Origin of the sequence: Flagellimonas marinaquae (assembly GCF_003992675.1) — a bacterium.
GTDB lineage: Bacteria > Bacteroidota > Bacteroidia > Flavobacteriales > Flavobacteriaceae > Flagellimonas > Flagellimonas marinaquae.
The window spans coordinates 47,572-60,212 of sequence record NZ_RZMZ01000015.1 but is presented as its reverse complement, the minus strand read 5'-3'; the positions used below and the strand labels follow the sequence as shown (position 1 = coordinate 60,212).

Here is a 12,641-nt window from a genome sequence, read left to right as displayed (position 1 = left end):
GTTAAGCCACTTCCTCCGCCAAGAATTGCGCATTGTACAGGTCGTTGTAGTAACCGCCTTTGTCCAAAAGTTCCTTGTGGGTGCCGGTTTCTATGATTTTCCCTGCATCCATCACAATGATCTTGTCTGCCTTTTTGATGGTCGCTAGACGGTGCGCTATAATAATAGAGGTCCTACCTTCGGTTATCTTATCGGTAGCCTGTTGTATCAATTGTTCGGAATAGGTATCTACCGAAGAAGTGGCCTCGTCCAAAATCAAGATACTGGGGTTGCTTACATAGGCACGAAGGAAAGCAATCAATTGGCGTTGACCACTGGAGAGCATGGTACCCCGTTCTTTCACGTTGTATTGGTAACCACCTGGAAGACTCGAAATAAACTCGTGCACGCCGATCTGTTTGGCGGCGGCCTCTATTTGCTCGGCAGTCACATGCTCATCACGGAGCGAAATATTGTTGGCGATGGTGTCGGCAAACAAGAAAACATCCTGTAAAACAATCGCGATATGGGAACGCAATGACTTTAAGGTATAATCCTCCAAACTGACGTTATCCACCAGAATTTTCCCGGAATTGATTTCATAGAATCGGTTGAGCAGATTGATGATCGTAGATTTCCCGGCACCCGTAGCCCCTACAATGGCAACGGTCTCCCCTGCTTTCACCTTAAAGGAAATTCCATGCAGCACCTCCTCATCGGGTACATAGCCAAAGTGAACGTCCTTGAACTCGATATCGCCTTTCACATCCTTTTTCTCTACGGTTCCGTTATCGTCAATATGGCTATCGGTATCCAAAATCTTGAACACACGGTTGGCCGCCACCATACCCATTTGCAGTGTATTGAACTTATCTGCAATCTGGCGCAATGGACGGAACAAGAGATCCATGAGGAAAAAGAAGGCGACAATCGCTCCTTTATTGTCCATTCCCACATTTTGAATGTTTTGGATAACGCCAAAATACACTACCAATCCAATACCGATAGAGTTCGATATTTCTGCTACAGGAAAAAAGATGGAGTTGTACCAAACGGTCTTTAACCAAGCGTTTTGATGCCTCTCATTGATGACGCGAAACTTTTCCTTTTCAATTTCCTCGCGGTTAAAAAGCTGTACGATCTTCATCCCTGCAATGCGCTCCTGCACAAAGGAGTTCAGGTTGGACACTTGGGCCCTCACCTCGATAAAGGCTACTTTCATAGCTTGTTGAAAAAGCCGCGTAGCAATCAATATAACAGGGAGAATAGCAAAAACAATCAGTGCCAATTTCCAATTGATGACCACCATAATAATGGCGGCCGACAACATTTTTAGGGCATCGGCAACTATCATGAAGAAACCTTGGCTAAAGATTTCGCCAATTCGCTGCATATCGGCAACTGCCCTAGTGACCAATACGCCGATGGAGGAATTATCGAAATAGGTCATTTTAAAGCTGGTCATTTTCTCAAATAGATTGACCCGAATATCCCTGATCACCGATTCACCCAAAAGGTTTGCGTAGTAATTGAACAATAATTGCGTGGTGACCTGGCCCAATAGAAAGGCCAACATATAAAGGACATTGGTGAGCAGTTGTCCCCCGTCTTTGCTTTCCAGCGATTGGTTGATAATAGTTTTTACCAATAAGGGTATTCCAATGGCAAATGCAGCGGAGAGAATCGCCACGATGGCCACCAACCAAAAAATGCCCCTGTAAGGCCTGGTCCGTGAAAAAACCCGTTTAAAAAGGCGAAAATCAAACGCCTTTCCTGCATCATCCTTTTTGCTCATCAAAAATTTCTTTTGGGTATATAACCTTGGTCAAATATAACCCTTTTGCGGGGACAGAGACCCCTGCCTCTCCCCTATCTTTACTTGCGATTATTTTATGGATGTCTTCGGGCAAGATTTTCCCCGTGCCCACATCCAGTAGTGTGCCTACCACAGCGCGCACCATATTCCGCAGAAATCTATCTGCCGTTATGGTGAACACCCATTTTTCGGAATCGATTTTCCAATAGGCCTCCCTAACATCACAGTTAAACGTTTTTACATCGGTATTGGATTTGGAAAAACATTCAAAATCTGTGTAGTCCAATAGGATTTTAGCTGCTTTGTTCATCGCATCCATATCCAACGGATGCTTTACCCAATGTGCATGATCCCACAAAAAAGGGTCTTTTTCCCTCACCACCCAATATTCGTAAGTACGTTCCACGGCGTCAAAACGGGCATGGGCATCCTCTGGAACCTGCCGTATGTGCTGCACCACGATATCATCGGGCAAAAAGGCATTCAACCGGTACACCAACTCATCCAGATCCAAAATAGGTTCAACATCAAAATGTGCGAACATCTGTCTGGCATGGACACCCGCATCGGTTCTTCCCGCTCCCACAACCTCCACAGTTTCACGAAGCAAGGTGGAGAGGGCCTTTTCCAACACCTCCTGCACCGTGATGGCATTGGGTTGGTTCTGCCACCCGTGGTACGCTTTTCCGAAATAAGAAAATTGGATAAAATATCTCAATGGGATCCCTTACTTTTAAGCCCGTAAAGATAATTGAATCCTTTCCAAACTAAATCCGACCTTGGGTTTTTAGCATATTTTTAGCGAAATGACAAAGATTTTATTGCTTTCCGATACGCACGGACATATGGATGAGACCATTCTGAAATATGCCGCCCAGGCTGACGAAGTTTGGCATGCTGGCGACATTGGGAACCTTGCTGTAACCGATAGCTTGAAAGCGTTAAAACCTGTTCGGGGCGTGTTCGGAAATATTGACGACCATGTGATCCAAAAAGAGTTTCCGGAAAACAATCGATTCATGTGCGAAGGGGTCGATGTATGGATTACACATATTGGTGGTTACCCAAATCGATACAACGTTCGTGTGCAGGATGAGATAAGAAGCAATCCGCCAAAACTATTTATTTGTGGGCATTCCCATATTCTAAAAGTAATGCACGACAAAAAATTGGGGCTTTTGCACATGAACCCCGGAGCCTGTGGCAAACACGGCTTTCATCAAGTGCGGACCATGCTTCGGTTTGTAATCGATGGGGAAAAAATCAGTGACCTGGAGGTTGTAGAACTTGGCAAACGGTAACCAAACATAAAAACCCCGGCCGAAGCCAGGGTTTTTTCGCACTAATACTACTAAGATGTTAGGTTCAACGTAAGCGATCAACAGATTTTACAAGATCTTCATCCTTTTTGATAGCCCTGTTAGCCAGGACCAGAAAAACGATAGAAAATACAGGAATCAGCATCCCAATACCCTTCTCAGAAACCACAGTTTCTCCGGATAAGCTTAGCGATCGATAAACGAAAAATCCTAGTAAAAAAAGGTTCAATATCATATTCAATCTGTTCACCACAAATTGATTTTGTCTTTTCTTGTACATCACAATCGACACAACGGCCAAAACGGTCACAACATAAAAAACAAGGCTGACCAGTACTTCGTCCTGGGCAAACACTTCTTTTCCGCCTACTTCCACCCATAGGTTCAAAAAGAACGGCAGTATGCCCGAAACTAGGCCGACTGCGAGTAGAAATAACGTTTGTACGCGTTGAATCATTGCAAAATTTGATTTCCAATGGCAAAAATAGGCGTCTTTTTGAGAAATGAGGACTTATTCTTGAAAAATAATTCGTATTATTGTGGTGTTATTAGCAAGCGCCTACCAAGAAATTCTTTTCTCCAGTAGTATCCAAATAACCTCACTTCATATTTAGAATCACACAAGTTTAACTTATTTCATTATTTAATGTTCGAGATTTCAGATCTAAAAGCTAAAAAGCTTCCTGAGTTGCAAGAGATTGCAAAAGAGCTCAATGTCCCCAAATTCAAAACGTTGAAAAAACTGGACCTAGTTTACCAAATACTGGATGTACAGGCCTCCAACCCTAAAGCCGTTGCAGAAACGGTAGCTACAGCAACAGCGGACGAAAAGTCAGAGCCCAAACAAAAAAGAGCTAGGACCCCGCGCCCGAAAAAGACCGAGGCAAATGACAACAAAGGGGACGCCCCCGAAAAAGCTCCACAGAAAAGAGAGCCTCGAAACAAAAAGGATGATTCAAAAGGGCAAAGTCCACAACAAAAGAAGGACAGCAAACCTCAGAACACCAATAACAACAACTCCCAGAAGAGCCAAAGCAACAAAAGGAGCAATAATAACAATACGCAGCACAACAAAGGCCACCACGACAAAAAGAACAGCAATTTTGACAAGGACCTAAAAAATAGGTACAAAGAGCCTGAGTTCGAATTCGACAGCATTATCGAAAGCGAAGGTGTGTTGGACATTATGCAGGATGGTTACGGATTTCTCAGGTCTTCCGATTATAACTACCTCTCTTCTCCCGACGATATTTATGTTTCCCAATCGCAAATACGTTTGTTCGGATTAAAATCCGGGGATACGATTTTGGGCAACATCCGTCCGCCAAAGGAAGGTGAAAAATACTTCCCACTGATCAAGGTGAACAAAATCAATGGACTTGATCCCCAGGTAGTACGCGATAGGGTTGCTTTTGAGCACCTTACCCCGTTATTTCCAAAGGAAAAATTCAAATTGGCAGAATTACAGAGCACCATCTCCACAAGAATCATGGACCTGTTCTCGCCTATCGGAAAAGGACAAAGGGGAATGATCGTTTCGCAACCTAAAACGGGTAAGACCATGTTACTTAAGGATATTGCCAACGCCATTGCGGCCAACCACCCAGAGGTGTATCAAATCATCCTTTTGATCGATGAGCGCCCTGAAGAGGTTACCGATATGCAACGTAATGTACGTGGTGAAGTAGTTGCTTCCACTTTTGATAAGGAAGCCACCGAGCACGTAAGGGTTGCCAATATTGTTCTTGATAAAGCGAAAAGATTGGTGGAATGTGGTCACGATGTAGTGATTCTTTTGGATTCCATCACCCGTTTGGCCCGTGCCTATAACACCGTACAGCCAGCTTCTGGTAAGGTATTGAGTGGTGGTGTGGATGCCAATGCGCTGCACAAGCCAAAACGTTTCTTTGGCGCCGCCCGTAACATTGAAAATGGTGGGTCGTTGTCCATCATCGCTACGGCATTAACGGAGACAGGCTCCAAAATGGACGAAGTGATCTTTGAGGAATTCAAGGGTACCGGTAATATGGAGCTTCAATTGGATAGAAGAATCTCCAACCGTAGGATCTTCCCTGCCATTGACCTTATTTCATCATCCACCCGAAGGGACGACCTTTTGTTGGACGAAAATACCATTCAACGTATGTGGATCTTGCGCAAATACCTTGCGGACATGAATCCTATCGAAGCAATGGAATTTATGGAGCAGCGCATAAAGCAAACCAAGAACAACGAGGAGTTTTTGCTCACCATGAACGAGTAAAAATAATTCGGTCACAAATAAAAACACTTAACCCTTCAATTTGCTTTGAAGGGTTTTTTGTTGAGTCAATTTATAGAAAAGGCATATCTTTAGTTCGGTTTCCTCAAAACTGAACTTTAAACACTTTACTATGAAACACAACAGAAAGGCCTTGTTTGCTTTTTTTGGAGCATCACTATTACTATTGGGAGCTTGCCAGCAGGGTCCGAAGAAAGAAGAGCCTACCGAACCGACACCTGAAAAAGTATCACCTCCAGAGGGCATCATATCCCTGGAAGAATCCAAATCCCTTTACGACAATTATACCCGGAACAGGGTGGCTATGATCGAACAGTTTGAAATGGAGCAAAATCCGGACGAAAAATTTATCCCTGCCCGTTTCACCTCTTTCACTTATAAGGACATCAAAAACTACATGGCCTATGTGGAACAGGAAGCCGAAGCTGCAGGCGTTGAAGTAGCATCCCTACGCCTCTACTTTGCCAATTATCCCAACAAGCCCGATTTTCCCGATGGAAAAAAAGTGGTACACCCTAGGCAGAATTCAATATTCATAGTACCTACCACTATGATGGACGGTAAGGAATACGGTTTTTATATTACCGCCGACGGAAAGGCTAAACCCATAAAAGATAAAGTAGGTAGCCCAGAAGATGGCGACATGAACGAAGCCAATACATCCAAAGCAAGCATGGTACCCGCCCTGTTTCAAAATGGTGATCGAAGCTTGAACCTTAATCATGGGGGATCGGGACCGCCTCCCTACACCGATTTTTAAATAAAGGGACATGCCGACAGAGCTCCTCGATTATCTGACCGAGCACTTTTATGTGCCGCTATACTTGATTACTTGGATAGTGGCCATTGTGAGGTACCGTAGGTATTTTGACACCCCGTTGAAATACTTTCCAATGATTATCATATACACCTTTTTTACAGAGCTATTGGGCGTGCTCATTAAGTACAATAATAATTTCCAATTCTTTTCGGATGGCAGGTATGCTTGGCACAATGTCATTATTTATAATGTGTACCAGCTCGTTTTCTTTATCTTCTTTTTTGAAGTTTATCGAAAGGTACTTCACAACGAGAATCTCAAAAAGCAAATTGGATATTTGATGGGTATATGCGCTTTAGCATATCTTGTAAATGCCATAGCCTACAATCCATTGCACAATCAAATGACCTATGCCCACATCATTGGGTCGGTGATGATGGTCTACATCGTGCTCGCATACTTTAGGGAAAAGCAGTTGGAGCAATTGCCTCAGCCCTTAAAATTTAATTTAATGTTCTGGGTTAGCACAGGTATTCTTGTTTTTTATACACTTTTCCCGATTATTTCCACTATTTACCTATTGGACCTCAACATTGGAATTCAGGTATACTTTAGACCATTGTTACTTACCGCCATAGCCTTAATGTACATCATTATCATATTTGGGCTATTAATGGGCAAAAGAAAGGCTTTTCGATAAACATAATGTTACAAGTTCCTAAAGAAAGCCTCCCTCGTGGAGGCTTTTTATGTATTTTTACGAACACAGAAAGCTACTGACAGCCAATCAGGTAGCCCACACCCATGGAGGAACTATTTACATTTCTTAGTGAGCAGTACATCATTCCCTTCTACCTGATTGTGTGGCTTGTGGCCATGTCCCGTTACCACACTTATTTTGTCACCCCCATGAAGTATTACCCCATGTACCTCATGTATACCTTTTTAACCGAGTTGCTAGGATATTTCATCAAATTCCATGAAGAGTTTCAAGTAGTGAACGACAGTAACTATGATTGGTACAATGTAATTATCTACAATATTTATTCCGTGATTTCCTTTGCGTTTTTCTATTACCTCTATTGGCGCTTGGTAAAAACGGACAGATACAAAAAATGGATCATTGTAGGTGCCGTAACGAGCCTTTGTTCCTACGGAATTAGCCTTTTCTTTCAAGACCCGTTCTATTCCAACCTCTATTACGCAGATCTCGTGGCGTCCATGACCCTTCTATTTGTGATTTGGCTCTATTTTAAAGAAAAAAGGAACGAGATCCATTCCCAGCCCATGAGATATAATTTAATGTTCTGGACAAGTTTGGGACTGGTGGTTTTTCATACGTTCTTTCCGTTTCTAATCTTTATCGGGTATGAGGCACCAAAAATATGGGTAGAATACCGCCTACGAAGTATATTGTGGGTATTGATTTTGTTTATGTACGGCTCCTTTCTAATCGGGGTACTCACTCATAAAAGGAGGGCGTTTCGATAGCATAGCAACAAAAAAGCGCCCCCAATATGGAGACGCTTTATGCTATTTAAAAAATGATTCAAGATTACATTGCTGCAACTTGGGTCATCAATTTGCTTTTAAGGTTGGCCGCCTTGTTACTGTGAATGATATTTTTCTTGGCCAATTTATCGATCATACCAACAACAGTGGGCAACAAAGCTTCAGCAGCTTTCTTATCCTCTTCGTTACGCAATTTTTTGATGGCATTACGCACGGTTTTGTGCTGATACCTGTTACGCAAACGTACTGCTTCGTTTCTTCTAATTCTCTTTAATGCTGACTTATGATTTGCCATTGCTTACAATTAATTCTTTCTAAATTCTTTCTTTGTAGCCCGTAGGGGAATCGAACCCCTGTTACCAGGATGAAAACCTGGCGTCCTAACCCCTAGACGAACGGGCCATTATTTCAACTTGAAGGTTTAAACATCCACCAACCTAAAATAAGCTTTTTAGCTTAAACCCTGCTTTGTAGCCCGTAGGGGAATCGAACCCCTGTTACCAGGATGAAAACCTGGCGTCCTAACCCCTAGACGAACGGGCCATTATGCTTGCATAATTGCGGATGCAAAAATACAACTATTTTTAAGTCTTGCAACAGTATTTTTTATTTTTTGCCACCTGCTTAGTAGGCTTTCGCAAACAACACCCGTTGAACCGAGGGTTTTCCCGTTACCATACACTTGCCTTCCTCCTTTTGCCCATGCAAAGGAATACAACGGATGGTTGCCTTTGTCTCCTCCTTAATTCTATCCTCCATTTCAGCGGTACCATCCCAATGAGCCGAAACAAAACCACCTTTTTCCTCGATTACTTTCTTGAACTCATCATAAGAATCTACCTCCGTAATATGCTCTTTTCTGTAATCCAGTGCCTTTTTAAAAATGTTCTCTTGGATATCGTCCATTAAAGCAACTACTTTCTCCACTACCTCATCGGCCTTTACAATCTCCTTGGTCAAAGTGTCCCTACGGGCCACCTCAAAGGTTCCGTTAGCCAAATCTCTTTGTCCCACAGCCAGTCGGACGGGAACACCTTTCAATTCATACTCATTGAACTTAAAGCCTGGTTTGTGGGTGTCACGGGTATCATACTTCACCGTAATTCCTCTACTGCGGAGCTCCTTGACCAAAGGCTCCACTTTTTCTGAAATAGCATCCAATTGGTCCATTCCTTTATAAATCGGCACAATAACCACTTGTATCGGCGCTAGCTTGGGAGGAAGCACCAAACCATTGTCATCGCTGTGGGTCATGACCAAGGCACCCATCAATCGTGTGGAAACACCCCAAGAAGTGGCCCAGACATAATCCTGTGAACCTTCCTTATTGGCAAACTTCACATCGAAAGCCTTGGCAAAGTTCTGTCCCAAAAAGTGTGAGGTTCCAGCCTGCAAAGCCTTGCCGTCTTGCATAAGGGCCTCAATACAATAGGTTTCTTCTGCGCCGGCAAAACGCTCACTTTCGGTTTTGGTTCCCTTGATTACGGGCACGGCCATGTAATTTTCAACAAACTCGGCATACACGTTCATCATCAGTTCTGCCTCTTCCAGCGCTTCCTCACGGGTAGCATGGGCCGTGTGGCCTTCCTGCCACAAAAACTCGGCAGTTCTCAAAAAAAGACGAGTCCTCATCTCCCAACGCACCACATTGGCCCATTGGTTGATTTTTAAGGGCAAATCCCGATAGGATTGAATCCATCTTCTATACGTATCCCAGATAATGGTCTCAGATGTAGGGCGCACAATGAGTTCCTCTTCCAATTTAGCGTCCTCGTCCACCACAATGCCACTGCCATCCTCCGCATTCTTCAAACGATAGTGGGTAACCACGGCACACTCTTTTGCAAACCCTTCCACGTGGCTTGCCTCCTTGCTCAAATAGGACTTGGGTATGAACAGCGGAAAATAGGCGTTCTCATGACCTGTTTCCTTGAACATCTTATCCAATTGTCCTTGAATTTTCTCCCAAATAGCATATCCGTAGGGCTTGATAACCATACACCCCCTTACCCCTGAGTTTTCAGCCAAATCTGACTTTACCACCAGTTCGTTATACCATTTGGAATAATCCTCTGCTCTGCTCGTTAAATTTTTACCCATCAATTGTAGTTTGGCACAAAACTTGCGACTTTAATAGTGAAATGATTGGGTAAAACTAATTATTTTTAGTATGTTCAACAATAAAAATTGCACCATGTTACAGTCTTTACTTCTCAATAAATTACGAACCCCCGCCATATTGATGGTTACTGCCCTCATCATGGCCTCCTGCGGTTCTTACCAGCAGGCCTCCTATTATGATGATGGAATCTATACTCCCAACAACCGCGTAGTAAGCGTGGAAAAGAGGAATGCGCAAGCCGAAAGGGTTGAGCAGCAGGAAAATAACATCTATGGGGACTATTTCGGTGAGAAAGCGAACGAGTACGGTGAAATTTTGGACAGTGAGGTTTTTACCGATGTGGAAAGTTATTCCAGCCAAACACAAAACGATACCATTCCCTATGGCGAACAAACCGACTATTTCGCCTACAATAACAATTACAATGGCAATCCTGGATGGGGAGACAATCCATCCAACATCTCTATAAATGTTTATGACAACAGCTGGGGCTGGGGTTGGAACGACCCATGGCTATGGAACGCTGGCTGGGGTTGGAACGACCCTTGGTTATGGAACGGCGGCTGGGGCTGGAACGCTGGCTGGGGCTGGGGAGGCCTTGGTTGGGGATGGAATGCTGGCTGGGGTTGGGGCGGATATTGGAACCAACCCTTCATTGGAAGAGGATATTATGGCAGAAATTACGCTCGTATCTCAGGCAGACGCGGGTATTCCTACCTGCCTGGAACTACCATCGCCTCACGTACCAACAGACGCTATTCCGATGGATTTAGATATAACAGTGGACGTTCCAACAGAACCGTTGGACGAAGTAATAACTTGGCAAGTCGCAGTGCCCGTGGTTACAGTAATCGCTCCAATGTAAGGAGAACGGTAAGTGCCGACGCCTTGGCCAGAAACCGGGATTACAGAACCAGTAGAAGTACACGGACCTCGCCTAGCTACAATAGAAATTCAAGATCCTACAACAATAGGTATGGAACATCGCCTTCCACTAGAAGCAACCGAAGCTATAATGGCAGTAATGCAACCCGAAGCTATAATAGAAGTTCTGGAACACGGTCTTCAAGAGGCTATTCGCCAAGCAGAAGTTACAACCGATCTTCTAGCGGTAATAGCTCACGAAGCTATCGTAGTAGTGGATATTCCGGAAGTAGTAGGTCTAGTGGCAGCTACAGAAGTTCCGGTGGAAGCTCCAGAAGTTCTGGAGTAAGTAGATCATCGGGTGGTTCACGTTCCTCTGGAGGAGCTTCGCGTTCTTCCGGTGGAAGTAGAGGTGGACGTGGTGGCGGAAGACCATAATCATTCCATAATTTATCGATTAATCTAAATCACAAGAAATGAAAAGAATCTCAACTTTCATCGTGGTACTGGCATGCACTTTTGCAAGTGCACAGACCATTGATGATGTGGTACGCTACAGCACCGAGAACCTACAGGGAACCGCTAGATTTCAAGCTATGGGCGGGGCGTTTGGAGCCTTGGGTGGCGATTTATCTGCCCTTAACGTGAACCCCGCAGGTTCTGCCGTGTTCAACTTTAGCGAAATCAGTATAACAGGCTCCAACTATCACAGGAACAACGATGCCCTGTACGGTGGCACCGTAACCAACACTACTGATAATTCCTTGGATTTTAATCAAGTGGGTGGTGTACTTGTTTTTACTTCGTCCAGTGACAGCCCTTGGAAAAAACTGGCATTGGCCTTTAATTATGATTTGGCCCAAAATTTTGATAATACTTATTTTGCTTCAGGCAGCACTGCTGTTGGGGTTGACAATTACTTTCTCAACTTTGCGCAAGGCGAACCTTTGGGTCCCCTTCGTACGCGGGAAGGTGAATTTGTGGAAGATGCTTATTTGGATATCGGAGCCAATTTGGGGTATTCCGCCCAACAGGCTTTCTTGGGGTTCCAAGCTGGTATCATTGAACCAGTAGACGATGTGGACCAAAACACGGACTATTTCTCCAATGCCCAATACGGCACGGTAAATCAGCGATATCAACAGAGCACCTCTGGATTCAATAGTAAGTTCACGGCCAATTTTGCCACTCAATATAAGGACAATTTGTACTTAGGGGCATCTTTAAATTTCCATAATGTCCTTTATGAAAGAGTTAGCCTTTTGGATGAACAAGGTTATGATGCAGATTCGCCGATACAGACCATTGCATTCGACAACCTTCTGCGTACAGAGGGCAATGGATTTTCATTCAGCCTGGGCGCCATTGCAAAATTGAATCAAACTGTACGAGTGGGTGCCAGTTATCAATCCCCTACTTGGTATAGGCTCGCGGATGACACCTCACAGCGCATCAATTCCAATTTGGCGGTGCCTGACATCGACTTCATTAATTTCAACATAGTGAATTTGTATGAAGAGTACCGCATCAAGACTCCTGAAAAATACACAGGAAGTTTGGCCTTGGTGTTTGGTCAGGATGGATTGATAAGCTTGGACTATTCCTATCAAGATATGTCCAAAGCAGAATTGCGCCCTACTTCCGATCCAAGCTTTGCTGATGAAAACGAATTTATAGGAAATACCTTGGGGGCGGTGAATGCTTTCCGTCTCGGTGGGGAATATCGAATTGAGCAGGTAAGCCTTAGAGCTGGTTACCGTTATGAGCAAAGCCCTTATGAGGATACCGATTTTGTGGGTGACCTCACCGGTTTCTCCGCAGGTATCGGATATACCTTTGGCGCCAACCGTTTGGATTTGGCCTATAGCCGCACTGAGCAGGATACGAATTCCTTCTTCTTCGATGGGGGCGTTGACAATGCTGCGCTTATCAATCGCATAAACACGAATATTGCCTTGGGCTACACCTTTAAATTCTAGAAAAAGAAA

At 44.0% G+C, this 12,641-nt stretch carries 12 protein-coding genes and 2 tRNA genes; 7 read left to right on the top strand and 7 right to left on the bottom strand.

What is annotated here, in order from left to right:
- Nucleotide 1 precedes the first annotated feature (1 nt).
- Entirely contained in the window at nucleotides 2-1,774 is a 1,773-nt protein-coding gene (locus tag EO130_RS09575; RefSeq protein WP_127141295.1) for an ABC transporter ATP-binding protein, read from the bottom strand.
- On the bottom strand, nucleotides 1,758-2,513 hold the full coding sequence (truA, locus tag EO130_RS09570; protein ID WP_127141294.1) for a tRNA pseudouridine(38-40) synthase TruA: 756 nt from the start codon (nucleotides 2,511-2,513) through the stop codon (nucleotides 1,758-1,760). Before truA ends, EO130_RS09575 begins: the two co-directional genes overlap by 17 nt.
- Nucleotides 2,514-2,601: 88 nt before the next feature.
- Between truA and EO130_RS09565 the strand changes: the two genes are divergently transcribed.
- A complete protein-coding gene (locus EO130_RS09565) occupies nucleotides 2,602-3,096 on the top strand; it encodes a metallophosphoesterase family protein (RefSeq protein ID WP_127141293.1) in 495 nt (164 codons plus the stop codon).
- Nucleotides 3,097-3,160: 64 nt separating this feature from the next.
- Here the strand turns inward: EO130_RS09565 and EO130_RS09560 are convergent, their stop codons facing one another.
- Nucleotides 3,161-3,571: a DUF4293 domain-containing protein gene (locus tag EO130_RS09560; RefSeq protein ID WP_127141292.1), complete on the bottom strand. Its 411-nt coding sequence runs from the start codon at nucleotides 3,569-3,571 to the stop codon at nucleotides 3,161-3,163.
- A 189-nt stretch (nucleotides 3,572-3,760) separates the two neighbouring features.
- On the opposite strand from EO130_RS09560, the gene rho reads away from it, so the two are divergent.
- The 4 genes from rho (at nucleotide 3,761) to EO130_RS09540 (ending at nucleotide 7,646) form a co-directional block, all read left to right on the top strand.
- Nucleotides 3,761-5,377, top strand: coding sequence for a transcription termination factor Rho (rho, locus tag EO130_RS09555; protein ID WP_127141291.1), 1,617 nt, complete (start codon nucleotides 3,761-3,763; stop codon nucleotides 5,375-5,377).
- Between the two features lie 130 nt (nucleotides 5,378-5,507).
- Nucleotides 5,508-6,155, top strand: coding sequence for a hypothetical protein (locus tag EO130_RS09550; protein ID WP_127141290.1), 648 nt, complete (start codon nucleotides 5,508-5,510; stop codon nucleotides 6,153-6,155).
- Between the two features lie 10 nt (nucleotides 6,156-6,165).
- Nucleotides 6,166-6,855 (top strand): hypothetical protein, encoded by a 690-nt coding sequence (locus tag EO130_RS09545; protein ID WP_127141289.1) that lies wholly within the window; start codon nucleotides 6,166-6,168, stop codon nucleotides 6,853-6,855.
- A gap of 104 nt (nucleotides 6,856-6,959) precedes the next feature.
- On the top strand, nucleotides 6,960-7,646 hold the full coding sequence (locus EO130_RS09540; protein WP_127141288.1) for a hypothetical protein: 687 nt from the start codon (nucleotides 6,960-6,962) through the stop codon (nucleotides 7,644-7,646).
- Between the two features lie 64 nt (nucleotides 7,647-7,710).
- Here the strand turns inward: EO130_RS09540 and rpsT are convergent, their stop codons facing one another.
- From rpsT to proS, 4 genes are all read right to left on the bottom strand, one after another.
- Nucleotides 7,711-7,962: a 30S ribosomal protein S20 gene (gene rpsT / locus EO130_RS09535; protein ID WP_127141287.1), complete on the bottom strand. Its 252-nt coding sequence runs from the start codon at nucleotides 7,960-7,962 to the stop codon at nucleotides 7,711-7,713.
- 35 nt (nucleotides 7,963-7,997) lie between these two features.
- Nucleotides 7,998-8,069, bottom strand: a tRNA-Glu gene (locus EO130_RS09530).
- Between the two features lie 69 nt (nucleotides 8,070-8,138).
- Nucleotides 8,139-8,210: transfer RNA gene (locus tag EO130_RS09525), tRNA-Glu, on the bottom strand.
- An 81-nt stretch (nucleotides 8,211-8,291) separates the two neighbouring features.
- Entirely contained in the window at nucleotides 8,292-9,767 is a 1,476-nt protein-coding gene (gene proS, locus EO130_RS09520) for a proline--tRNA ligase (RefSeq protein ID WP_127141286.1), read from the bottom strand.
- Between the two features lie 94 nt (nucleotides 9,768-9,861).
- Between proS and EO130_RS15460 the strand changes: the two genes are divergently transcribed.
- Both EO130_RS15460 and EO130_RS09505 read left to right on the top strand, forming a co-directional pair.
- A complete protein-coding gene (locus EO130_RS15460; protein WP_164732915.1) occupies nucleotides 9,862-11,091 on the top strand; it encodes a hypothetical protein in 1,230 nt (409 codons plus the stop codon).
- Between the two features lie 38 nt (nucleotides 11,092-11,129).
- Entirely contained in the window at nucleotides 11,130-12,632 is a 1,503-nt protein-coding gene (locus EO130_RS09505) for an OmpP1/FadL family transporter (RefSeq protein WP_127141283.1), read from the top strand.
- Nucleotides 12,633-12,641 lie beyond the last annotated feature (9 nt).